Here is a 22,045-nt window from a genome sequence, read left to right on the forward strand (position 1 = left end):
CGCTGGCGAAAAGCGGCGCAGCGCTCCATCCGGCCAACCAACGGGGCCGCGTCGGGGGCAGGGGAGGCCTGCGATCGGCCGATCCCGGCCGGTTGACCACAAGTTCCCGTTGCGCGCGACCGGCCTGTGCGCTATCCGGCCGAAAGGCCTGAGGCGGCTCCATATTTTCCCGCTCAGGCAGCCAAACCCGAGGACGGAAACCGCCATGCCAGCCTATCGCTCCCGCACCACCACCCACGGCCGCAACATGGCGGGCGCGCGCGGCCTCTGGCGCGCGACGGGCATGAAGGACGGCGATTTCGGCAAGCCGATCATTGCGGTCGTGAACTCCTTCACCCAGTTCGTGCCCGGTCACGTCCATCTCAAGGACCTCGGCCAGCTCGTCGCCCGCGAGATCGAGCAGGCCGGCGGCGTGGCAAAAGAGTTCAACACCATCGCGGTCGATGACGGCATCGCCATGGGCCATGACGGCATGCTCTATAGCCTGCCGTCGCGCGAGCTGATTGCCGATAGCGTCGAGTACATGGCCAACGCGCATTGCGCCGACGGCCTCGTCTGCATCTCCAATTGCGACAAGATCACGCCCGGCATGCTGATGGCGACGCTGCGGCTCAACATCCCCGCCGTGTTCGTCTCGGGCGGCCCGATGGAAGCCGGCAAGGTCAAGCTCGCTGGCAAGACCAAGGCCGTCGATCTGATCGACGCCATGGTCGCTGCGGCGGACTCCAAGGTCAGCGACGACGACGTCAAGGTGATCGAGCGCTCGGCATGCCCGACTTGCGGCTCGTGCTCGGGCATGTTCACCGCCAACTCGATGAACTGCCTGACCGAGGCACTCGGCCTGGCGCTCCCAGGCAATGGCACAGTCGTCGCCACCCACGCCGACCGCAAGCGCCTGTTCGTCGAGGCCGGCCACACCATCGTCGATCTCGTCCGCCGCTACTACGAACAGGACGATGCATCCGTGCTGCCGCGCAACGTCGCGAATTTCAAGGCGTTCGAAAATGCGATGACGCTCGACATCGCGATGGGTGGCTCGACCAACACTGTGCTGCATCTCCTGGCGGCGGCGCATGAAGGCGAGGTCAAGTTCACCATGCAGGACATCGACCGGCTATCGCGCCGCGTGCCCGTGCTCTGCAAGGTCGCGCCGTCGGTCGCCGACGTCCATGTCGAGGACGTGCATCGTGCCGGTGGCATCATGGGCATTCTCGGCGAGCTCGATCGCGCCGGGCTGATCGACACTTCGGTCTCGACCGTGCACGCGCCGACCATGAACGAGGCGTTGGAGCGCTGGGACATCAAGCGCTCCAAGAGCGAGGCTATCAGAACCTTCTATCGCGCCTCGCCGGGCGGCATCCCGACGCAGGTCGCGTTCAGCCAGGAGCGCCGTTACGACGAGCTCGATACCGATCGCGAGAAGGGTGTGGTGCGCAATCTCGAGCACGCCTTCAGCAAGGACGGCGGCCTCGCCGTGCTCTACGGCAACCTCGCGCAGGACGGCTGTATCGTGAAGACCGCGGGCGTCGACTCCTCGATCCTGAAATTCTCCGGCCCCGCGCGCGTGTTCGAGAGCCAGGACGCCGCGGTGGACGGCATCCTCGGCGGCAAGGTCGTCGCGGGCGAGGTCGTGGTCATCATCTACGAGGGCCCGCGCGGCGGTCCCGGCATGCAGGAAATGCTGTATCCGACCAGCTATCTGAAATCGATGGGCCTCGGCAAAGCCTGTGCGCTCGTTACCGACGGACGCTTCTCGGGCGGCTCCTCGGGTCTGTCGATCGGCCATCTCTCGCCCGAAGCCGCCGAAGGCGGCAACATCGGCCTCGTCCGCACCGGTGATCGCATCGCGATCGACATCCCGAACCGCAGCATCACGCTCGAGGTTTCCGACGAAGAGCTTGCCAATCGCCGCGCGGCTGAGGAGGCGAAGGGCGATGCAGCCTGGCAGCCGGCTGCGCGCAAGCGCAACGTCTCCACCGCGCTGCAGGCCTACGCCGCGCTCACCACGAGTGCCGCGCGGGGTGCCGTGCGCGAAGTGAAGCGTCGCAACAAGTAGAGCCGAGGCGCGCACGCGATCGCGAGTATCGCGGTCACGTCGGGTCGCATGGTCAACGAGACCTGAACGGCCGGCGCAAGCCGGCCGTTCGCATTAAGGATGCCCCGACGAACTTCGGCAGATCTGGATTTTACGGCGTATACTGTGCCGAGCTTCGCAAATCCATTTCGGGCAATTGGGGCACCACCATAATGTCGCGTACTCTTGCTGTCGTTTTCTCTGCCGCCGTCGCCGCGATTGCGATGACCAGCGTTGCCTGCGCCGGCTGCTACAATTGCTACGCACCGCCGCCGCCGTGCCAGACCTGCTATCAGCAGCAATACGTCGCTCCGCAATACCGCACCGTCGACGAGACGGTGATGGTGTCGCCAGGTGCGACCGTCGCGCACCGCACGCCGGCGCAGTACCGCACCGTGATGGTTCCGCAGACCGTGATGGTGGCGCCCCCTGGTGTCCAGTACGAGCACATCCCCCCACAATACGCCACGCGCCAGCGCACCGAGATGGTCTCGCCGGGTTATTCCTATTACGCGCCGGTTCAGCCTGCTTGCGGCCATTGCGGCTACTGAGCCAACGCAACAAACTGCAACAAACAGACTTGGTGCGGTGTCCCTCGGGGCGCCGCGTTTCTTTTGCGGAGAAGCCAAACGAGGCCCGGTCATGGAGGCAAATCCACCCGGGCCTCGCCACCGGCGACACCCTGGGCGGTGTCGCTGGTATCAGGGAAGGCTGACGGGGCAACTGCGATGACTGGCCCCAAGTGCCGTTTGAAACTAGAGCACCAGCCTGACGCTTGCCTGACAGGGTGAGGTGGGGCGGGGCCCGATACGGACATCCATCCCTCCGCGCTGCCCTGCATCACCGACGCTTCGTCTGCGAGGGCTGCGGCGGTCGAGCCGCCGACGTTCGGCCCGACGTCGGGCGGGGTGACGCACGGCTGGCCATCATCGCCTACCAAAATGACAGGCAGGACGGCCCCGGCCACGGTGGGGGGCTTTGAGGTATAGGCCGGGGCCGCTGGAGGTGCTTGGTCAACTTGCACCAAGCAAGGGCCAGCCTAATCGCAGATCGAAGGCCGGCTCCGTTCGCTTTCGCACAGTTCCATTGCCTAATTTTCCCAAGTCGGATTCACATACATTGATGCAGTCTGAAAATGCGCGCGATCTACTTGCCAGACTGTCAGGGAATTGGGTCAACAGGTTATGGTGAGTGAAAATGCACTGCCAGCGCGCAGATTTCTTATTCGGATGGGAGGTCTCGGTTGGATGGTCTACGATCGAGAGCGCAAGGGACCGGCGCTGATTGGAACGGACATAGCAGCCAATTTAACGAAAGAACAAGCAGAACGAGCCTACGAAATCCTCATTCGCTCAGCACACAACTCTCAACGCTAGAGCGCTGAGGCCCGCATTTCTCTGTCGACGAAATGGTGGTCGCACCTTCGGGATTATTCGATGGCAACACCGTGCGTCCACCCACGTCAAGCCGCACGCTCCGGTGCTCCTCGTCCTCTTCACGATCGAGATCGCAGGCACGGCCAGCGCGGCGCGATCTGGCGGGTGCCGTCTCTGATGCTTACGGCTTCGATCTCTGAATTGCGGTTAGCTGAGGAACAACGTCGATTGGCGGGCCGGTCGGCAGATGCAGCCCGCCGCAAATCAGGGCGTCCTGCCCATATCCATGGCCCGACCTTGGAGCTGCCACACTGTTGGACATGGCAGGTGCCCGGGGCGCTTGCGGCGGGCTTCCTGAAGCCCTAAGAGACCTTTGTCCCCAAGATGTCCCCAAAACCAAGGGCAGTTCGCATTGCGTTCGATGGGGCCAGCCGCTAAGTGCTTGAACTTATTGAGCTGGAAGGGTGGCCGAGTGGTTTAAGGCACCGGTCTTGAAAACCGGCGTGCCCGCAAGGGTACCGTGGGTTCGAATCCCACCCCTTCCGCCACCGCTCAATGGCTGGAAGGCTCAAACCACTTCACGTAGAGCGCCGAAACAAACCCGGCAAATACGCCGACGGCGAAGGTCTCTACCTGATCGTCACCGGACCGACATCGAAGAGCTGGTCCTACAGATACTGGAAAGACGGCAAGGAACGCTGGCACGGCCTTGGCTCCTTGAAGGACGTATCGCTAAAGGATGCGCGGCTCGCCCGCGATGCGGCGCGCCTGCGCGTGAAAGGCGATCGCAGCATCGCTGGCGTGGACATCGTGCAGGAGAGGCGGAAGGCGCGCGAAGAGGCCAAAGCCGTCGAAGCGCAGCTGGCGTTGTCGACATTCGAGGAGTCCGCGGAAGCCTACATCCGGGCAAACTGGTCGACCTGGAGTGAGAAGCATCGCGACCAGTGGCCGTCCTCGCTCAGCGCTACGCTTATCCCACCATCGGCAAGCTGACGATCCCTGAGATCAAGCCGAGCCACATCCACGATCTGCTGAAGCCGATCTGGGTGGAAAAGCGGGAGACCGCGAACCGGGTCCGTGGCCGGATCGAAACGATCATTGCAAAGAACGTCGATATCGACGATCCAGACTTTCGCAATCCGGCAGAACTCACGAGGCAATTGCGCGAGAAGCTGCCAAAGCGCCCCAAGCGGATGGTCCGCCATCATCCGGCCTGCCTTGCAGCGACGCGCCGGCGTTCATGAAGGTCCTTGCTTGATCGTCTCGGCTACGGACACGTCACAGTGCATGGCTTCCGATCTGACCTTTGCCACCTGGGCCGAGTCTCATTGGACGATCGGAGGGTAGGATAGGGGCCTTCGAGCTGAGCCAGCCGCAAGCGTAAGGACTACAAGGTGCCTCGATAAGACGAGCCAATGTCCGCTGGTCCACCGTATAGCGACGGATTAGTCGACACTGGATAAGGCCCGCTAAGGGCCGGCATGCCGCGACATCATCCGTATGGGCAATTCCCATGACCCATCGTACAATTGACTACCAAGGTGCAATTAGTACCAAGGTGGATCGTTAATGGTGCACGAGCGGCCAGCCCGAGTTGAGCGTCGGTTGGCGGCGATTTTGGCCGCTGACGTAGTGGGCTATTCGCGGCTTATGCATCATGACGAGGAGGCCACGCACGCCAAGCTGACTACACTCCTCGCGGATGGTATTACAAACGCGATCTCTGAACACGGGGGGCGCATCGTCAAAAATACCGGCGACGGGTTCTTGGCAGAGTTTCCGAGCGCGGTGGAAGCGGTTCGGGCTGCTGTGCAGTTCCAGATGCGCATCAGAGAACTTACGGTAGCCGATGCGGCAGACGGACGGATTGCCTTCCGTGTGGGCATCAACGTCGGCGACGTGATTGTCGAGCCGCATGACATTTTTGGCGATGGGGTCAATATTGCGGCACGGCTCGAGAGCATTGCAGAACCAGGCGGCATCTGCATCTCGTCGTCCGCCTACGATCATGTTCGGGGCAAGGCCGGGGTCGAATTCGCCGATCTGGGCGTCCAGAACCTCAAGAATATCGCGCTTTCGGTTCGGGCCTATGCAGTGGTCCGGGACGGGCTCAGCTCGGCGCCAGAACCGCCGCGAGCGAAGCTCGACCTGCCGTCTCCCCCTCGTCTTTCTATCGTCGTGCTGCCTTTCGCCAATCTCAGCGGTGATCCCGAGCAAGACCATTTCGTCGATGGCGTGACCGACAGTTTGACCACTGACTTGTCGCGGATTAGCGGCTCGTTCGTGATCGGCCGCCACACGGCATTTACCTACAAGGGAAAAGCGGTTGACCTTAAGAAGGTCGGGCGTGAGCTAAACGTCCGCTACGTGCTCGAAGGCTCTGTACAGCGGAGCGGCAAGCGACTTCGGCTCAACGTACAACTGCTCGATGCTGAAACCGAAAATCACCTTTGGGCCGAGCGGTTCGACAAGCCGGTCGCCGATCTCTTTGACATGCAGGACGAAATCGTGGCGCGACTGGCTAACGCGCTGAATGCCCAAATGATTGCAGCTGAGGCGCGCCGGGCAGAGCGCGCTGCAAATCCCGACGCGATGGACTTGAACTTTCAAGGTTATGCCTGTTCATACAGGGGCGTGGAGCACATGAGCGAGGCGCGCAGCTTTTTCGAACGCGCCTTGGCGATCGATCACGGAAGCGTCGGAGCATTGGTCGGCTTGGCGCTCGTTGATCTAACGATCGGAGCTTCCCTGCTGGCTGATAACCGAGCCGCGTACCTTTCGGCGGCTGAAGCAAATGCGATCAAGGCGCTGGCATTGGCGCCGGACCACGCAGTGGCCCACAGGATCTTGGGAGGGGCTTACATTTTTACAAACCGTGCCGCGCAGGGGATCGCTGAATGTGAGCGGGCATTGGAGATTGATCGCAATCTGGTCGGTGCTCACAGTGCCATCGGTATCGCAAAGTTCTTCATGGGTCGCGGTGCTGAGACGGAAGGCCATATCGTCGAGGCTCTCCGTCTCTCCCCTCGCGATATCTTTGCCCACCGCTGGATGCATATTGCTGGCATGGCCAAGATACTGATCGGCGCAGATACCGAAGCCGTCGCTTGGCTACAGCGAAGCATTGAGGCCAATCGCAACTTTCCTGCGGCCCATTTCTGGCTCGCCGCGGCCTTGGGCCTGCTTGGCGAAAGAGATCAGGCGCGAAGCGCCGCAGAAGTGGGACTAAAGCTCGATCCAGGCTTTACCATCAGCCGTTTGCTTCTCAGCAAAGCAAGCAACAATCCGACATATCTCGCCGAACGAGAGCGCGTTTGCGAGGGCATGCGCCTGGCCGGGGTGCCGGAGGGATGATGTCGCCCATTCGAGACCGATTCAGCCGGTCGTCATGCCCATCATTCCACGATTGCTAAGCCGCTGGATTCATTTCGCTCCTTCAGCAATAACGTCCAGGGTAACTCCGTCGCGGAATCGCTGTGATTTACGGCCTTTCCTGCATATTTGTTCGCGGCGCATGCCATGCTGTTGACTCGAATAACGTCGAACAGCTGAGCACGTCCATGACTACCACTAAGGCTATTTGCGCTCACCCCCTCGTCGCCACCGTCAATGAGACATTGGCAATACTCAAGATCGGCCGCGCAAAGTGGCTCAATCAGCTTCTGCATCGCGGAGCAATTGAGGAGAACACGTTGGACGACCAAGGCACAGCTCGGGACTATTTCGCTGAGTACCAAGTACGCGAGGCCGAGTGGGCCTTCTCCCCCGTCAGGAGCTTCAGAGTGGGACTTTCCCAGATTGAAGGCGGAAAGGGGCGGAGCTAGGGGGTCGCTATGTTCTCAGCAGATCGATGAGCCGGATGTTCCGCTCTCGTGATAGAAGATCACCTTGCGTTCCTCGAGGAGCCCGGCGGCCTTACTTTTTCTCGGGCGATGTATCCTCTCTCGCGAGTTGCGCAGCGAGAGCCCTTAGGATGCGCTGCTCTGCTACCGGCAACTTTCCATTGCAGAGGGCCTTAGCGACGGCCTCAATCTGCTCGCCGATGCGAGTGCGGATGGCGGCCTTCCGATCCTGCTGATCCATTCGCCGGTACCTCCGAATTTGGCATCGCCAAATCCTGACTCTCCTAATCGGCCTCTTCGGGGTACGAACGGCCCCGGACATCTCCGGGGCTGGAGAGCCGAGACGCACCGAGACCGCCCGACGCACCAGAATAAATGCGGCACGCCGGTTGATATCCTCCCGCTCGGGATTCGCTTCCACAGTGCAAAAATATACAGTGTCCTAAATTTAATGAGACGGTGGCTATCTCATTTCGATGGTTCATCGGGCTTACTCTCACGCACGACCCGTGCAACCCTGCGGGGGCCGTCCCACAGCTCAACAGTTGGATGTGTCTGCAAGAGTTTCTCGGCTCGAGCTTGGGCGTCTTCTTCGGTTCGGCAATCGATCTGCACGAGCAACGCCGGATAAATCGGACAGCGTAAGAAACGTATCGCATTACCACGTCAGGAAAGCTGCGAATAAGGTTCTCGATCGCGCTTACGGTTCCTGTGGCCGGAGCGGCATCTCGACGACCTGCATTATGGCGGACGCTTCCCCGGGCGCGTCGGCCGAGCGACAGAACGCGTTCCCGGCTGCGTAACGAGGTCGTCCATCAGCCTCTGCTTCAGCTGTTCGGCCTGTTCCTTGGTCAACCTCTCACCGAAGTGACCATCTTTTCCCAACTGCGCTGGCCTCTTGAGTTCTCGATCGTAGACCATCCAGTCAACGCTTCCCTTCCGAACGATAAACCTAGGGCGCGGCGGCGGTGTGTTGTTGGCCAACGTGAGCCTCCCACTTGGTGGACCGCTGGTTTCAAATTTGCACACCAGGCGGCCGTTTATTCTTGAACTGGGACACCGAAAGTCTCAGCACCGTCTAAACTGCAACCTCTATGCCGGTCCGTACCTCGGCGCGTTTCAGCGTGCTCAAATCTGAGCGCCGGTAGCGCGCCTCGAAGTGGCTCAAATTTCCGAGCATCGCCCGTACCCGAATCTCGGAAGGGCAAGACCGTCCGGCTTTGTCAATGCCAGTGCGGCGAACGCATCTGGCACGATTGAAGTAGGAACCGCCGGCCAACAGGTCTGTTGTCACATCATCACCGGCCGAGGCTCTGCCCGTAGGCATCAGGTGGCTGAGAGACCGAGAGCGCTCCCGCCTGCATAGGTGATGGAGCTCCGCCGGCACATCACGCAAGGCGAACGACACATTGCAGAGCAAGAGGAAATGATCGAGGACCTTGCCACGAACGGGCACGATCTAGCCGAAGCGAAAAAGCTTCTGGACAACTTCTACTCGTGTCAGGTTCTGCACTGCACCCCCCGAAATACTGGCGGGATCAGGCGAAGGAGTTTCGCACCAAGGCCGAGAGCTGCGAGCAGGCTCGTTAATGGACGCTTCGTCCATCTGTTCCATTGGCACGCTAAATAGCACTGGTTCAAAGCTGGCCACCGCGTTCAGAAACAGGCCAGCGCCTGAGGCGGCCTTACTGTTCCAGCTCTTTGAGGATGCGGTCCCGGTGCATGACCGGCCCAGTCTGCCCGGGCTTAAACAAAAGAGGAAGACGCAGGCTTGTGAGTTTGATATACTCTTAGTTCTCGCGGTGATCGTGCCGCCAAACCAGGGAGTTCACTAGTGGCCTGGAAAGCACCGAAGATCGTCGAAGTGCCGGTTGGCATGGAGATCAACATGTACGCCTGCGCAGCGCGGAAGTAAGCGATTCGCATCGACCTGCCCGGCGCCAGAGCTTCGCGACATTTTTCGTCATCTCTGGAGCCGGGCAGGGGCTTTTCGATTTCGGCACGCAGACGATCCTAAATAGAGCATTGTACGCCGCGACGCCGGATGTTTCTCGGCGAGTATCCGTCGCAGTTGTTTTTGCATCTTCTTCGCCAAACATCTGGTTGTGGGTATGGGTTCCGGAGCGCTTCGTTTGTCCGGGCCCACTGCGGAGCTTGTGGCCGCGCACGGCGTTATTTGAAATACGCGAGATAGTGCGCGACGGCGGTGATCTCCTCGTCGCTCATGTGATAGGCGACATCGGCCATCGCGGCGCCGCCACCGCCGACGCGCTGGCTGCTCTTGTAGTCGTGCAACGCCTTGACCAGATATTCCTCGCGCTGCCCTGCGAGCCGCGCAACAGCCTTGGTGCCGGCAAAGCTATCCGTATGACATGAGGCGCAGCGGCGGCCGACGGCAACTTCCGCGCCTTTCTTCGAGAGTTCCGGATCGTTGTCCTCGCCAGGCGTGGGCGGCGTCATGGCCGCGAAATAGGCGCCGAGACTACGCACGTCCTCGTTGGCGATGTCTTGGGCAATCGGCTGCATCTGTTCGTTCTTGCGTGAGCCGGCGCGGAAGAACACGAGCTGCCATTGCAAGAATTGATCGGGCTGGCCGGCCAGCGAAGGGATGTTCTCGGTCTGCGAGATGCCGTTCTCGCCGTGACAGCCGGAGCAGACGGCAGCCTTCTCCTGGACCGCCGCATTGTCGGCGGCGCTTGCGGAGAGGGCGCCAACTGCGAGAAGCGCAGCCGCGCTGATGGCTTGCGAGACGAACTGCCGGCGCATATGGGAATTCCGATCTACCGACCGCGTCCTTGCGGGGCGTGCGAAGCACGTGCCCGAACTCCATAACCGCGAGTCGGGGTTAAGGGTTCCGGACTTGCGCTGGACCGATCCGGAACGACGTGAGACTTTGAAATGAGAGAAGCTGCGGCGGCCCTGAGGGCCGCCGCAGCCTCCTGTCGTCGCGCGCTACTGCTTGCTGTAGCTGATGCGATAGATCGCGCCGGCCCAGTCGTCGGCGACGAGGATCGAACCGTCCTTGGCGAGGATGATGTCGTCGGGACGGCCGAGATAACCCTGGTCACCCTCGATCCAGCCGGAGGCGAACACCTCCTGCTTGGCATTCTTGCCGTCAGGATCGACGATCACGCGCACGATCCGGGCACCCTGATACTTGTGTCTGTTCCAGGAGCCATGCTCAGCGATCAGGATGTTGTTCTTGTATTCGGCGGGGAATTGGTCGCCGGTATAGAACTTCATGCCGAGCGGAGCGACGTGCGCGCCCAGATTCAGGACGGGGGGCGTGAACTCCGAGCATTTGTGGCCCATCGCGAACTTATCGTCGGGCAAGTCGCCCTGGTGGCAGTAGGGATAGCCGAAATGCTCGCCGATCTTGTTGATCATGTTCAGCTTGTCGCTGGGTAGATCGTCGCTGATCCAGTCGCGGGCGTTTTCGGTGAACCAATATTTGCCGGTACGAGGATCGACGTCGCCGCCGACCGAGTTGCGAACGCCCAAAGCCCAGATTTCGGCGTTGCCGGTCTTGGGATCGACGCGCCGGATCTGCGAGACGCTGGTCGGGGGAATGCCGATGTTGAAAGGCGGGCCGAACGGAATGTAGAACCAGCCGTCCTTGTCGGCCGCGAGGTATTTCCAACCGTGAGCGGCATAGGACGGCATGTCGTCATAGACGACCTTGCCCTCGCCGGGATTGTCGAGCTTGTTTTCGATGTCGTCGTAGCGGATCAGCTTGTCGACCGCGATGACGTAGAGCGCACCGTCCTTGACGGCCAGACCGGTGGGCATGTTCAGCCCCTTGAGGATGGTCTTGACCTCTTTCTTTCCGTTGTTGTCCTTGATGGCATAGACGTTGCCGAGGCCGAACGAGCCGACGAACAGCGTGCCCTTGTCACCCCAGGCCATCTGCCGCGCGGCCAGCACGCCGGGGGCATAGACCTCCATCTTGAAGCCCGCCGGCAGCTTGACCTTCTTGACGATGTTGGCGAGCTCGGCATCGGACGCGCCGGTCGGCGGACCCGATGGCGGCGCGAGGCCCTTCTGCGCCTCGGTCTCGTCGCCGAGAAACCAATCGTCCGGCGGATGCGTCCAGAATTCCTTGGTGCCTGATTCGTATTTCTTCAGCGGCGTGCTTTTGTCCTGCGCATTGCCAACGCTGGTTCCCGCAAGGAGGCTCACGGCTGCAAGCGCCAACACGGACCGATGGATCATCGATGTCATCGCGTCACTCCCCTAACGCAGCCGCCAGGGCTGCATGTTCTTTGTTTTGCTGTTTGACTCGGTCTGTCGAGGTGGCAGACGCGAAAAGGTTAGCACATCTGCTAGCGGTGAGAAGCACGTCGCATGCGTCGCAGTTGCGCTCCGAAAGAAATTGAGGGGTAGGCGCATATCGCGACGACAATGATCTCCTGCAACGCGGAATCGGCCTGCGCGCAGCGCAAACTTCGAAACAACACCATGCACAGTAGGCCGGCGGAAGCTGGGTTGTGCGCGGAGACGCCGGCCACGCAGCTGAAACATCATGCGAATTGACAAAAGCGGCGGCTATTTGGTCTCGAGCCAGGGCCTCGAAGTGAAAGCGTTGGTGTTTTTGGTCCCAAGCGTTTGAAAGTGCTAAAATACCGCCGCGTTATGGGTCTTTCAGATCGCGACCGGCGGAGGCCGTCCGTGAAGATCGAGCGAGCACTAGCAATTGCGGCTCAGGCACGGGCCAGACGGCGTGTTTCTTCCGATCCTTCTGCGCCATACAGCCCGGAGCGACAGCGTCGTTCGAGCGACCCGTCCCACTGCGCGATGGGCGCGGCCGCTTTCTTGAAGGCCACGCTGGCGGCCCGGAGCGGCCGCCACGCGACTGTCTCAGGAAGCATGGCAACCCCGCTGCGAGGGGAGGTGACACTAGGGTCACATTTCGCCAGCGTCATGAAATTTGAAAGTTGGTCTGTGGCGATACCGGCCTAGGTCTCGCCGTCCACCCGGGACGGCCGACGCGCGTCAGGCGATGGGCCGGTTCTCGCAAACCGCCACTCGCAGAGTCGTTCGGGAATTCATTTACGCTCGTGAAGTGGAGCTCTTCAGTCCCGGTAGCGGCAAAATTCGTCCCCGTTGTCGTATTCGAAGCAGATCTTGACGCGGCGGCGCGGCCGATCCTCATCTCGATATCGCGACTGACGGTCCATGTCATCATCATCGCGCTGCATTCGCCATCCACCGCCCATGGTGCGATGGTCCATGTCTTGCATCATGCGACCCGTATGTTCCTGACGCATCCGGTCCATGCCCACGCGGTCCTCGTTGCGCCGCTGGGTTGTCCAATCGCGGTTAACACGGGTGTCTTCCGCACTCTTACGATCCTGTTCTCGGGCTTGGTCGGACTGTTGTGGTGTGCGGTCCGGCTGCACAGGAATGGTTTGGGGAGTCGTGCTCTCAGGCTGTTGAGCAAACGCCAAAATGGGAACAAAACTAGCCGACAGGATCAGAATGGTAGCTATTGCTGACGTACGCATGGTTCATCCTCCGAGAGAATGCTCCACAACGGCTTGACGAAAGCTTCGTTTCTAATCGCAGCAAACATTCGGACCAGCTTTGGAAGAGGCCCGCACCAGATGCCCTAAGGTCATCTGATGCGCGAAGCAGGCTTTCCCGCCGGGTCGACTCCTTGCCGTTTGGTTGGATGGTCAGGTTGAGTTTGAGACGAGCGACCGAGAGATAAGGCGCGTCTCCGCTGGAAAGGCGGTCCTCGTCGAGGATACACACGGGAAGGGGCACATCTCGCGCCATCCGCCGGAAGTACAAAGTCTTATCTTGGTCATGCTGCCGAGCGGCCTTGATCCTCCTTCTGCGTAGTAAGCTATTGGTCCGACTCGAAGTTGGCCCGCGTCTCAGGGAGCTCCACTCATCGCGCCAGAGCGGACCAGATTAGCTCAACCTGAGTTCTTCGCATTTTGACCCGAAGACCGACCCAGCCAAGGCTCCGACAACCATTCGCTAAAATTCGAGCTTATCCTGCACCGCGACGGCGCCAGCCTTGGCGCATGCCTCGTTCTTGTCGCCACCTGGTGCGCCCGCCACGCCAATGGCCCCGAGGAGCGAAGCAGCACGCGCTGGCGTCAGCGCCATCCAACACACCGCCGCGATTAGCGACAAATGTTTCACGCGCCCTCCTGCGTGCCAGCGCTTGCGGGAGGCTAGCACCTTGGACCGGTCTCGACCAGAGGTCAGTTCAAAGGCCATCTTTTAAGGTGGATGATCTCCCCGCCTACGCTTGTGTTATCCTTCGCCGGGGTTGAGCGATCCATGTTCTGGATCTTATCCGATGAACCGACGCGATTTCATCAGGATGCTCGTTGGCTCAGCAGTCGCTTCGTCGCCCGCGCTGCGTGCGCAGAAGTTGCCAGGCAGCATGGCGCGGATCGGCTTCCTTGGCGCGGCGACGGCTGCTGGCTCAGCAGGCGCAATCGAAGCTTTGCGATCCGGCCTACAGGAGTTCGGCTACGTCGAGGGCCGGAACATTGTTCTTGAGTTTCGCTGGGCAGAAGAGAGGTACGACAGACTTCCGCAATTGGTTAGGGAACTTATTTCCACCCGAGTCGATCTCCTCATCACCCATGGAACGCCTGGGACGCATGCGGCAAGGCAAGCCACTTCCACTATTCCCATTGTGATGGCCATCAGCGGCGACGCCGTTGCGACGGGGCTGATCTCAAACCTCGCAAGGCCAGAAGCCAATATCACCGGCTCGACATTCTTTCTTCCAGAACTCAACGCGAAAAGGCTCGAAGTGCTGAAGGAGGCATTTCCAAGTATTTCCCATCCGACTGCTCTTTCAAATCCGGACAATCCGGTGAGCAGGCCAATCATTCCGGCACTGCAATCGGCTGCTACGGCGTTGGGTTTGCCTCTCGGAGTTGCGCGGTTGCAGGGACCCGGTGAGTTTGATGGCGCGTTTCAGTTCATGGCAGGGAGTTCCGTCGATGCGGTCATCGTTACTGAAGATGGAGAGTTTGCACCGAATTTTCGCACTATCGCGGCGCTTGCGATCCAGAACAAGTTGCCGTCGATTGGGGCGAAGGAATACGGTGAGGCAGGCGGCCTCATAGGTTACGGAGCGAATATTCTCGCTCTGTATCGAAGGGCGGCCTATTTCGTGGATCGCATTCTCAAAGGTCGCAAGCCCGCTGACCTCCCGGTCGAGCAGCCGACAAGGTTTGATCTTGTGATAAACCTGAGAACTGCCCGAACGTTAGGTCTCAAATTTCCGCCGACACTCGCCGCACGCGCTGATGAGGTTATCGAATAGTGCGTTGATTTTGCTACGCTGCAGGAGTCCGGAATTGGCCCATCTCCGAAGTTGCGCCGCGTCTGACGGAGTCCGCCATCCGCGGTAGAGCGGACCAGATTTTCTCAACGTGAGTTCTTGTATCTTGACCCGATGCCGACATTCCCACCTTGCTCGGCATGCTGCCCCCCGAGCCGGATTCTATGGAGCTAGAGAGGTATGTGCCAATCCACTGCAGGGCGGTCCGTTTCGCAACTTCGAGGCCAACTTTAAGGCCTTCCTTCCCGATGTACTTTCCAGCGTCTGAGGCCCACTGCTTCGCCTTTTCAGCTTTCGTATCGGGATCGCCGATCGCCTTTTGGAGATCGTCGATGCCTTCTTGCGAAATCCCCAATTCCCGCCGCGTGAACGAGGGCAGGGAGGTCGTTTGGGTGAGGGACTGCTGCACCACTTGAGAAACGTGGGCTGCGTTCGTGGCGCCGCCGACCGTGGCGATCTCAACTGAATTCGTTCTCTCCGGCATTCCTAACCTTCAGTCGAAATGCGGTCGAGGCGCAGTCGGTGTCGATGATCGGTTAGCAGGCGAGCGCCACCGAGGACGGCGACCAGCGTTCCTAGCCCGGTCCCACCGGCGATCAGGAACATGATCAGCAATTGATATTTGACCGCATCGACGGGCTCGACGCCAGCAAGGATCTGGCCGGTCATCATCCCCGGCAGTGAAACGAGACCGATCGCCGCCATGCTGTTCATGATCGGCATGAAGCCGCTTCTCAAAGCGTCCCTTACGGTCGGTAGCAGGGCTTGGTGTCGGGTGCCGCCGAGCGCAAGACAGGCTTCCACGGCGGCTCGTTCGCGCACCAGGCTATTGGTCAGCACATCCAGCCCCAGGCTTATTCCGGTCATGGTGTTGCCGAGCATCATTCCCAGCAGAGGCAGCGCGTAGCGCGGATGATACCAAGGATCGGGGCGCAGCTCCGTCAGGAGCGCGAATATCGTGACGGTACCGGCGGCGAGCAGCGTGCATCCGGCACCCAGACCATACTTCCAAACCCCTCTAAGGCGCCGCTTCTGCCGCGCGACGATTTCCCGCGAGGCGAAGAGGACCATGATCAGGGCGGCGAGAGCGGTCCAGAGCGGCGACACCGCGGCGAACAGGAACGTCAGCACGTATCCGACGAGGACGAGCTGGATCACCATTCGCACGGTCGCGATAGCGAGTTGCTTCTCAAGCTTGAGGCGGAGAACAAGCGAGAGGACGCCGTCCATGACGACAAGGAGCGCGGGCAGGACCAAATTGCTGTACGAAAGCTGGATGTAGGTCACGGCCGGCTTTCCTCGATCCCGCCGTCGTGCCTCATCGCAAGTATCCTTGACCCGACGCGGCGAGCTTGGGCCTTGTCGTGGGTACTCCAAACGACACTCGTTCCGTTCGAAACTCGCTCGGCTATCAACGTTTCCACGGCCGCAGCGGATGCCGAGTCGAGCGCCGAGGTCGGCTCGTCCAGCAGAAGCACCCGTGATCGCAGCATGAGTGCACGAACAAGCCCCAATCGCTGTCTCTCGCCGGTCGAAAGTCGTTGGATTGACCACGGTCCGCAGTCATCAGGCAACCCCAGGCGCGTAACCAGCGGCAGGGCATCATCCCAGGCCGCAAAGTGTTCCTGTACGACGTCGGCCCACCAACCGGGCTCGGCGGCGAGGTAGGTCACCCGCCTTCGCCAGGCGGGGGCGGGCATCGCCTCTCTGAGCGTGCCGTCCAGCTTGACCGTTCCTTCGTTGGGATCGAGATCTGCGATGGAGCGGAGCAGCAAGGTCTTTCCGACCCCGGAGGGGCCCTGCAGGGCGACACATTCGCCGTCCTGCAGCTCGAATGATACGGAGAGGTGCAGGCGTTTGAGCCCGCTGACCGTCAGCATGCGTCAGAGCTTGAGTTGCAGCCGGTCAGCAACCCGCCTGGCGATCTCTATCGGCGCCTCACTCGGATAGGGGTGCACCGAGCTGACGTTGATCTCGCCGAGCACGTAGCTGTCGCTCCCGTCGGCCTCGGCGGGGCCAAGCATGAAGTCGGCGTCCCAGATCGCGGGCAGGTCACCGCCTGCGATCTCCAGCAGCGACGTTAGCTGCGGCGTCCACTCGTCCTCCATCAACCGCCGAAGCCGCTGGAAGCGCGGGTCCGCGTTCGACGTGTAGAGCCGCGGTCCGGCCCCGGAACGCGCGGCAGGCGACTCGATCAGGGCTTTGACTTTGTGGTGGCCGAAGCCGGCGCAGCGATCGCCTGCCATGTAGCAGCGCACCACGCCCTCGCTCAGTCGAGGCTGGAACGCCTGGTCGATCACGCTGTCGTTCTCGAAATACTCGGCGCAGTGACGCAGGAAATCGTCCAGCGTCAGTTCCTCGGGCACCTCCTTGGTTGCGTCCAGGACCTTGATCATGGAGGAGGTCGGCAGCTTCTCGACTTTCCAGACGCCCTGGCCGCCGTTGCCCCGGTTGCGTTTGATCACGCGCGGGCCGGCGGCGAGCCGGGCAGGCAGCTCAGCACGCATCGCCGCAGCGGTCTGATACAGCGCCGTGTCTGATCCCCAGCCCATCGAGCGGGTTCGATAAAGGACCTCCTTGGTGCCCATCTTGAGGATGACATCGGGATGGGTGCTCACCCACACGCCCTGCGCGGCGACGTCCCGCAGCAGTTCGTCGAGGCCGGCGCGGTTTCGGCCGTCCTGAATCGGGTTGACCCAGACGAGCACGCCGTCGACTGCGAGCAGTTGTTCGCGGACTGCGTCGGCGAAGCTCTCGTCGTAGATCGCGGGGCGCCCGTCGATGCCAACAGCGGCGAGCGCTTCGAAGACGTCGGCGAAGCGGCCGCTTTTCGAGGTCGCATCTCGACGCGCGGCAGCGTCTCCTCGTGAGAGGATGGCAACGGTACGTTTGGGACAGGGGTGTCGTTCGGTATCCATGCGCAAGCTCCACGTGCTGTTGCGTGCTGCGCAGAACTTGGACCGAAGTCTCGCGGGGAGTCTGCCAACCCCGTGCGATTGAGACTATGCGAGATCGTGGCCGGGTTTCAAGGGGCGCGTCCCCTCGGGTGTTCCTTCGGATAGGCGACACGCCGACGATTGCGACGCAGCGACGGCATCGCCACGCCGCTCACCAAGCTATTTGTCGGTTCTCGGGTGGTGCACGGGTCAGGAGCGGCTTACCGAATACCGACGGTACCAGGTCGTCGAGGAACAGCAGCATCTGAGCGCGGAAGCCCGGACTGTTTCCTCCCGCGTGGTTCATGGGAACAATGATTTCGGCCGAGGCTTGCCAGGTAACCGCGACGTAGGCGAGGCCGGGATTGGCCGTGGCCACTGTCTTCTGGCCGCGAGGACTATCGAACCTGAATTCGACCAGCGGCACCCACTGGTTCAACGGCTCCTCTTTGGGCGCGTAACCGTCGAAGTGTCGGGTCAGGTAAAGTGTGCTGTATTGAATGGAAAGGCCCCAGTGCAGGGTTTGCACGGCCGGAGACGAGACGTTCAGGAAGGTTCCTGTGGCAAGGTTTGGCGCAAGGGCCCGACCGCCTTGTCCGACGGGTTCTTCGTCGACAAACGCGCCCGTGATGGCGAATGGTCGGAGCCAGGAGAGCGAGTCCGGTAGATCACCGAATCCCTTGCCGAAGGTGACGCCAGCCTGGATCGTGTTCGGTGCGTCGGCTCCCACGCCCACGGCACCTGAATGAGCAATGCCCCAGGCGATGCTCACCGAAGCAAGCGCCTCGTGCTTGTTGTCGCGGTACGCTTCGTATTTGAGACCAAGACTGGTCTTGTCGAAGCCGGCCGTGTGTCCGATCGGCCAGTTCTGGTGGATCCACCCGCTATCGAGCGTGGCTGCAAGTGTCGGCGTGAGCAAACGAGCGAAGGACCAGTTGATTCGGCTCTCCTGCACGTTGCTGTCCTGGGTCGGATAGCCGAGGTAGGAGAAGTCCGGGACGATCGCCTCGTCGGCGACCGCGGGGTCGTCGAACGTCATGGTGCCGTCAAAATAGCGGTTACCGGCGATGCCGTGGGCACGGGCGGACTGCGTGCAGACCGAAACGGCAGCCATCGCAAGGATTGAGGCGCATTTCCTCATGTTGTAGCTCGCCGACTGCACCGACATCGAGCAGGACGATAACACGGCGAAGTGCGAGGCCAAATCTCGGTCGACACCATTGCGATTGCGATCCTCGGCGTCTGATCTTGCTTTCGTTCCATTGGATCGAGGAAATCTTGGCGTTGATTTCTTTGCACCAGCCGGCGCACGTGGGTTGACAGCCCCGCCATCCGGGCTTTTATTCGCCCCACGGGGACGTGCGATCTCCTCGCGAGGCGCCATGCCCAAGAATCGCGTCCTGATCACAAGGGCGCAGCATGTCAGCATCGTACACCTCTATTTCTCCCGATAAACTGTCTCGATTGGTAGGCACGCCGGCCGCGCCGACGCTCATCGATGTACGCATCGACGAGGACTTTTCGGCCGATCCGCGCCTGATCCCCGGCGCCGTGCGGCGCTCGCATCTCGACGTCCAGGATTGGGCTTCCCGCCTGTCGGGCCAATCCGTCGTCGTGGTCTGTCACAAAGGCCAGAAGCTCAGCGAGGGCACCGCGGCTTGGCTCCGTTGCTGCAACGTCGCCGCCGAGAGCCTCGAAGGCGGCCAGGTCGGCTGGAAGGAAGCGAACCATGCGACGGTGCCGGCCGCCAGGATTCCCAAGCGAGACGGCCGCGGTCGCACGCCGTGGGTCACGCGAGCGCGTCCGGCATCGCTCGGTCTATCGCGCATGTTCGACGACGAGGAGCAGTTGAACGCCGGTCTCCAGCTCTACGACGCATTCTACCGATGGTGCCGCGACGCGACCAAGGAGTTGCACAACTGGCCGACCCACAAGGGCAAGTGAGGCCGAACGCCTGATGACTTCTGGGGCAGGGACAACCAGGAGATCAGACATGCGAACATCGACGATCTATCGGGCCGCGCTCTTCGTAGCGCTTGCGATGGGCTTCGGCTTCTCGCCCGCGCACGCCCTGACCCGGGAAGAGCTGACCGCCAAGATCCAGGCGGCCGGCTACTCACAGGTGAAAGACGTCAAGTCGACGGCCGAAGGCACCACCGCCAAAGCGTTGAAGGACGGCAAGCCGGTGATGCTCGTCGTGGACAGCAGCGGCCAAATCAAAGAACGCAACTGAGTTCGAGGAGCAGTATGATGAAACGAACAATTCACGCGCTGATCGCACTCGGCGCCTGCCTCCTGGCACCTGCTTCCGGCTCCTTCGTTTCTGCGGCAAAGGCGCAGAGCGTCGACTGGCAGAAGGTCGACGAGACGCTGGGGCGGAAGCCCGCCGTCTCGGACGACGTCCATCGCTACGGCTTTCCCCGGACCGATCTGTCGGTGACGCTGGACGGCGTGGCGATCAAGCCAGCGCTGGCGCTCGGCGGCTGGGTCGCGTTCAAGCCAGGGCACGGCGGCGCCATGGTCATGGGCGACCTTGTGTTGCTCGAGACCGAGATCAACCCCGTGATGGCGAAGATGATCGCGAACGGTCTCGAGATCACCGCCGTGCACAACCATCTGCTGCGCGCGAGCCCGGCGACCTTCTACATGCACGTTGCCGGCCACGGCGACCCCGTCAAGCTGGCCTCGGCGATCCACGATGCGCTGGCCGAGAGCAAGACCCCGCTGACGGTCGCGTCGCCGGCGAGTCCGCCTCCGGCCGTCGATCTCGACACAGCGAAGCTCGACCAGATCATCGGCGTGAAGGGCCAGACGAACGGCGGCGTCTACCAGTTCAACGTCAAGCGGCGAGACCCGATCACGCAGGACGGCATGCCGTTGACCCCTGTCGGTCCGATGGGAGTTGCGATCGGCATCAACTTCCAGCCGACGGGAGGCGGGAAGGCCGCCATCACGGGCGACTTCGTGCTGACCGGCGACGAGGTCAACCCGGTCATCCTGGCGCTGAGGGCACACGGCATCGAGGTGACAGCGCTGCACAGCCACATGCTGGACGAGCAGCCGCGACTGTTCTTCATGCACTTCTGGGCGAACGACGACGCCGTGAAGCTCGCCGAAGGCGTGCGGGCGGCGCTGGACAAGACGGCCAGTACGAAGAGTTGAGCCAAGGATGAGGGAAGGAGCCGACTGACGCCCTACGAAACCAAGCCGCTGCCGTTCGATCCGAAGTCGATCAGCGGCATCTCTGAGAAGGTGCTCATCAGCCACTATGAGAACAACTACGGCGGCGCGGTGAAGCGGCTCAACGCGATTAGCGCGCAACTCGCCGAGTTGGACTTTGCCAAGGCGCCGAACTTCGTCATCAACGGCCTGAAGCGCGAAGAGCTGATCGCTGCAAATCCGATGATCCTGCATGAGATCTACTTCGATGGTCTCGGCGGCGCCAGCAAGCCCGGCGGCGCTCTCGCCGAGGCGATCGCACGCGACTTCGGCAGCATCGAGCGATGGCGCACGGAGTTCGCGGCGATGGGCAAGGCAGAGGGCGGTGGTTCGGGTTGGGTTATCCTGTCGTATTCGCCCCGAAACAAGCGGCTCGTCAACCAGTGGGCCGCCGACCATACGACCACGCTCGCCGGCGGCCGTCCGGTTTTGGTGCTCGACATGTATGAGCATGCCTATCACATGGACTTCGGCGCTGCCGCAGCCCGCTATGTCGACATCTACATGGAGGCCATCCGCTGGGACAACGCCTCCGCCCTCTACGATCAATACGCGAGGGAAGCCCCTGAGTGGCGGTCGCCATCGGGATGATGAGTCCCGGGCCGGTCGTGATCACGGCGACGTTCGTCGGCTATCTGGTGGCGGGCTTCTGGGGATCGCTGATCTCGACGGTGGGTATCTTCCTGCCGTCCTTCCTACTGGTCCTCATCGTGGCGCCGTTGCTGGCGCGGCACCGAAAGAATCCGAACGTGCAGGGCTTCGTGAAGGGGCCTATGCGGCAGCAATAGGGACCATTCTGGGTGCGAGCTTCCTGCTCGGCAAGATAGCGATCGGCGACTGGCTGACCGCGCTCATCGGGATCGTGTCGCTGGCGGTGCTGTTTCGCTGGAAAGTCAGCAATCCTTTGCTGATTGCGGTCACAGCCGTGGTCGGGCTGGTCGCCTATCCGATCCTTCAGCCGGCTTGGGTACTCACCGGGCTCAAGTGAGGAGTGACCATGCGCCCTGCGTTGCGACTTCACGGGAAATCGGTTCAAGGTGACCTATGACGGAAAGCTGATCTTCGAGGTGGAGGACACTACGATCGCTGACGCTGGGATGATTGGCTTGTGGACCAAGGCAGATAGCGTGAGCCTGTTCTCGGCCGCGCATGATCATGAAGAAGATCACCTAGCTTTCCCACATCCTTGATACCGAAGTACACGTTGCAAGATGTTTCGGCCAAACGGAGGTGAGGCAACCTGCGCCAGGCCGCCATGGAAACGGAGCCTCGCTATTCATCGC

The 22,045-nt window shown here is 61.4% G+C and carries 21 protein-coding genes, 1 tRNA gene and 1 pseudogene; 14 read left to right on the top strand and 9 right to left on the bottom strand.

Annotation, left to right across the window (positions count from 1 at the left end; translation table 11 throughout):
- Positions 1 to 205 precede the first annotated feature (205 nt).
- The 7 genes from ilvD to pqqA all read left to right on the top strand — a co-directional run bounded on the left by ilvD (position 206) and on the right by pqqA (position 9,207).
- Positions 206 to 2,056, top strand: coding sequence for a dihydroxy-acid dehydratase (gene ilvD / locus BM222_RS31590; RefSeq protein WP_092237198.1), 1,851 nt, complete (start codon positions 206 to 208; stop codon positions 2,054 to 2,056).
- A 242-nt stretch (positions 2,057 to 2,298) separates the two neighbouring features.
- A complete protein-coding gene (locus BM222_RS31595; RefSeq protein WP_092237276.1) occupies positions 2,299 to 2,625 on the top strand; it encodes a hypothetical protein in 327 nt (108 codons plus the stop codon).
- A 1,283-nt stretch (positions 2,626 to 3,908) separates the two neighbouring features.
- Positions 3,909 to 3,998, top strand: a tRNA-Ser gene (locus BM222_RS31600).
- 7 nt (positions 3,999 to 4,005) lie between these two features.
- Positions 4,006 to 4,443 carry an Arm DNA-binding domain-containing protein gene (locus BM222_RS31605; protein WP_092237201.1) on the top strand — a complete coding sequence of 146 codons (438 nt, stop codon included), beginning with the start codon at positions 4,006 to 4,008 and terminating at the stop codon, positions 4,441 to 4,443.
- Positions 4,395 to 4,694 carry a phage integrase central domain-containing protein gene (locus BM222_RS31610; RefSeq protein ID WP_092237204.1) on the top strand — a complete coding sequence of 100 codons (300 nt, stop codon included), beginning with the start codon at positions 4,395 to 4,397 and terminating at the stop codon, positions 4,692 to 4,694. The genes BM222_RS31605 and BM222_RS31610 overlap by 49 nt, the downstream gene beginning before the upstream one ends.
- A gap of 325 nt (positions 4,695 to 5,019) precedes the next feature.
- A complete protein-coding gene (locus BM222_RS31615; RefSeq protein ID WP_092237206.1) occupies positions 5,020 to 6,804 on the top strand; it encodes an adenylate/guanylate cyclase domain-containing protein in 1,785 nt (594 codons plus the stop codon).
- Positions 6,805 to 9,126: 2,322 nt separating this feature from the next.
- A complete protein-coding gene (gene pqqA / locus BM222_RS31635) occupies positions 9,127 to 9,207 on the top strand; it encodes a pyrroloquinoline quinone precursor peptide PqqA (RefSeq protein WP_012029362.1) in 81 nt (26 codons plus the stop codon).
- Positions 9,208 to 9,464: 257 nt separating this feature from the next.
- Here pqqA and BM222_RS31640 read toward each other — a convergent pair whose 3' ends face one another.
- From BM222_RS31640 to BM222_RS40485, 4 genes and pseudogenes are all read right to left on the bottom strand, one after another.
- Positions 9,465 to 10,058, bottom strand: a complete 594-nt coding sequence (locus BM222_RS31640) for a c-type cytochrome (RefSeq protein WP_092237218.1) — start codon at positions 10,056 to 10,058, stop codon at positions 9,465 to 9,467.
- A 186-nt stretch (positions 10,059 to 10,244) separates the two neighbouring features.
- The gene (locus BM222_RS31645) at positions 10,245 to 11,513 is read right to left on the bottom strand and encodes a PQQ-dependent sugar dehydrogenase (RefSeq protein WP_092237221.1); all 1,269 of its coding nucleotides are present in this window, start codon (positions 11,511 to 11,513) and stop codon (positions 10,245 to 10,247) included.
- 851 nt (positions 11,514 to 12,364) lie between these two features.
- Positions 12,365 to 12,796 (bottom strand): hypothetical protein, encoded by a 432-nt coding sequence (locus BM222_RS31650; RefSeq protein WP_092237224.1) that lies wholly within the window; start codon positions 12,794 to 12,796, stop codon positions 12,365 to 12,367.
- A 481-nt stretch (positions 12,797 to 13,277) separates the two neighbouring features.
- Positions 13,278 to 13,382: pseudogene (locus BM222_RS40485) on the bottom strand (heme-binding protein); the annotation flags it as partial.
- Between the two features lie 223 nt (positions 13,383 to 13,605).
- Between BM222_RS40485 and BM222_RS31655 the strand changes: the two are divergent.
- On the top strand, positions 13,606 to 14,589 hold the full coding sequence (locus tag BM222_RS31655) for an ABC transporter substrate-binding protein (RefSeq protein WP_092237227.1): 984 nt from the start codon (positions 13,606 to 13,608) through the stop codon (positions 14,587 to 14,589).
- A gap of 13 nt (positions 14,590 to 14,602) precedes the next feature.
- On the opposite strand, the gene BM222_RS31660 is transcribed toward BM222_RS31655, so the two are convergent.
- The 5 genes from BM222_RS31660 to BM222_RS31680 all read right to left on the bottom strand — a co-directional run bounded on the left by BM222_RS31660 (position 14,603) and on the right by BM222_RS31680 (position 18,747).
- Complete coding sequence (locus BM222_RS31660) at positions 14,603 to 15,091, bottom strand: hypothetical protein (protein WP_092237230.1); 489 nt, start codon at positions 15,089 to 15,091, stop codon at positions 14,603 to 14,605.
- Positions 15,092 to 15,093: 2 nt separating this feature from the next.
- Positions 15,094 to 15,894 carry an ABC transporter permease gene (locus tag BM222_RS31665; RefSeq protein WP_092237233.1) on the bottom strand — a complete coding sequence of 267 codons (801 nt, stop codon included), beginning with the start codon at positions 15,892 to 15,894 and terminating at the stop codon, positions 15,094 to 15,096.
- On the bottom strand, positions 15,891 to 16,487 hold the full coding sequence (locus BM222_RS31670) for an ABC transporter ATP-binding protein (RefSeq protein WP_092237236.1): 597 nt from the start codon (positions 16,485 to 16,487) through the stop codon (positions 15,891 to 15,893). The genes BM222_RS31665 and BM222_RS31670 overlap by 4 nt, the downstream gene beginning before the upstream one ends.
- 3 nt (positions 16,488 to 16,490) lie before the next feature.
- The gene (locus BM222_RS31675) at positions 16,491 to 17,525 is read right to left on the bottom strand and encodes a Cj0069 family protein (protein ID WP_092237239.1); all 1,035 of its coding nucleotides are present in this window, start codon (positions 17,523 to 17,525) and stop codon (positions 16,491 to 16,493) included.
- 190 nt (positions 17,526 to 17,715) lie between these two features.
- Positions 17,716 to 18,747, bottom strand: a complete 1,032-nt coding sequence (locus BM222_RS31680) for a hypothetical protein (protein ID WP_143106117.1) — start codon at positions 18,745 to 18,747, stop codon at positions 17,716 to 17,718.
- Positions 18,748 to 18,962: 215 nt separating this feature from the next.
- On the opposite strand from BM222_RS31680, the gene BM222_RS40490 reads away from it, so the two are divergent.
- The 6 genes from BM222_RS40490 to BM222_RS42900 all read left to right on the top strand — a co-directional run bounded on the left by BM222_RS40490 (position 18,963) and on the right by BM222_RS42900 (position 21,750).
- On the top strand, positions 18,963 to 19,487 hold the full coding sequence (locus tag BM222_RS40490) for a rhodanese-like domain-containing protein (protein ID WP_143106118.1): 525 nt from the start codon (positions 18,963 to 18,965) through the stop codon (positions 19,485 to 19,487).
- Positions 19,488 to 19,536: 49 nt separating this feature from the next.
- Positions 19,537 to 19,776: a PepSY domain-containing protein gene (locus BM222_RS41495; protein WP_177243584.1), complete on the top strand. Its 240-nt coding sequence runs from the start codon at positions 19,537 to 19,539 to the stop codon at positions 19,774 to 19,776.
- A 17-nt stretch (positions 19,777 to 19,793) separates the two neighbouring features.
- The gene (locus BM222_RS31690) at positions 19,794 to 20,705 is read left to right on the top strand and encodes a DUF1259 domain-containing protein (RefSeq protein ID WP_177243585.1); all 912 of its coding nucleotides are present in this window, start codon (positions 19,794 to 19,796) and stop codon (positions 20,703 to 20,705) included.
- A gap of 24 nt (positions 20,706 to 20,729) precedes the next feature.
- The gene (locus BM222_RS31695; RefSeq protein WP_092237248.1) at positions 20,730 to 21,353 is read left to right on the top strand and encodes a superoxide dismutase; all 624 of its coding nucleotides are present in this window, start codon (positions 20,730 to 20,732) and stop codon (positions 21,351 to 21,353) included.
- On the top strand, positions 21,332 to 21,550 hold the full coding sequence (locus BM222_RS31700; RefSeq protein ID WP_210188523.1) for a chromate transporter: 219 nt from the start codon (positions 21,332 to 21,334) through the stop codon (positions 21,548 to 21,550). Before BM222_RS31695 ends, BM222_RS31700 begins: the two co-directional genes overlap by 22 nt.
- A 74-nt stretch (positions 21,551 to 21,624) precedes the next feature.
- Positions 21,625 to 21,750 (top strand): hypothetical protein, encoded by a 126-nt coding sequence (locus tag BM222_RS42900; protein ID WP_283810275.1) that lies wholly within the window; start codon positions 21,625 to 21,627, stop codon positions 21,748 to 21,750.
- Positions 21,751 to 22,045: the final 295 nt, after the last annotated feature.

Origin of the sequence: Bradyrhizobium sp. Gha (assembly GCF_900113735.1) — a bacterium.
Classification (GTDB): Bacteria; Pseudomonadota; Alphaproteobacteria; order Rhizobiales; family Xanthobacteraceae; genus Bradyrhizobium.

Coding starts and splice junctions, on each gene's coding strand:
- ilvD (WP_092237198.1), top strand. CDS start 206: ATGCCAGCCTATCGCTCCCGCACCACCACCCACGGCCGCAACATGGCG.
- BM222_RS31595 (WP_092237276.1), top strand. CDS start 2,299: ATGACCAGCGTTGCCTGCGCCGGCTGCTACAATTGCTACGCACCGCCG.
- BM222_RS31605 (WP_092237201.1), top strand. CDS start 4,006: ATGGCTGGAAGGCTCAAACCACTTCACGTAGAGCGCCGAAACAAACCC.
- BM222_RS31615 (WP_092237206.1), top strand. CDS start 5,020: ATGGTGCACGAGCGGCCAGCCCGAGTTGAGCGTCGGTTGGCGGCGATT.
- BM222_RS31640 (WP_092237218.1), bottom strand. CDS start 10,058: ATGCGCCGGCAGTTCGTCTCGCAAGCCATCAGCGCGGCTGCGCTTCTC.
- BM222_RS31645 (WP_092237221.1), bottom strand. CDS start 11,513: ATGACATCGATGATCCATCGGTCCGTGTTGGCGCTTGCAGCCGTGAGC.
- BM222_RS31650 (WP_092237224.1), bottom strand. CDS start 12,796: ATGCGTACGTCAGCAATAGCTACCATTCTGATCCTGTCGGCTAGTTTT.
- BM222_RS31655 (WP_092237227.1), top strand. CDS start 13,606: ATGAACCGACGCGATTTCATCAGGATGCTCGTTGGCTCAGCAGTCGCT.
- BM222_RS31660 (WP_092237230.1), bottom strand. CDS start 15,091: ATGCCGGAGAGAACGAATTCAGTTGAGATCGCCACGGTCGGCGGCGCC.
- BM222_RS31670 (WP_092237236.1), bottom strand. CDS start 16,487: ATGCTGACGGTCAGCGGGCTCAAACGCCTGCACCTCTCCGTATCATTC.
- BM222_RS31675 (WP_092237239.1), bottom strand. CDS start 17,525: ATGGATACCGAACGACACCCCTGTCCCAAACGTACCGTTGCCATCCTC.
- BM222_RS40490 (WP_143106118.1), top strand. CDS start 18,963: ATGTCAGCATCGTACACCTCTATTTCTCCCGATAAACTGTCTCGATTG.
- BM222_RS41495 (WP_177243584.1), top strand. CDS start 19,537: ATGCGAACATCGACGATCTATCGGGCCGCGCTCTTCGTAGCGCTTGCG.
- BM222_RS31690 (WP_177243585.1), top strand. CDS start 19,794: ATGAAACGAACAATTCACGCGCTGATCGCACTCGGCGCCTGCCTCCTG.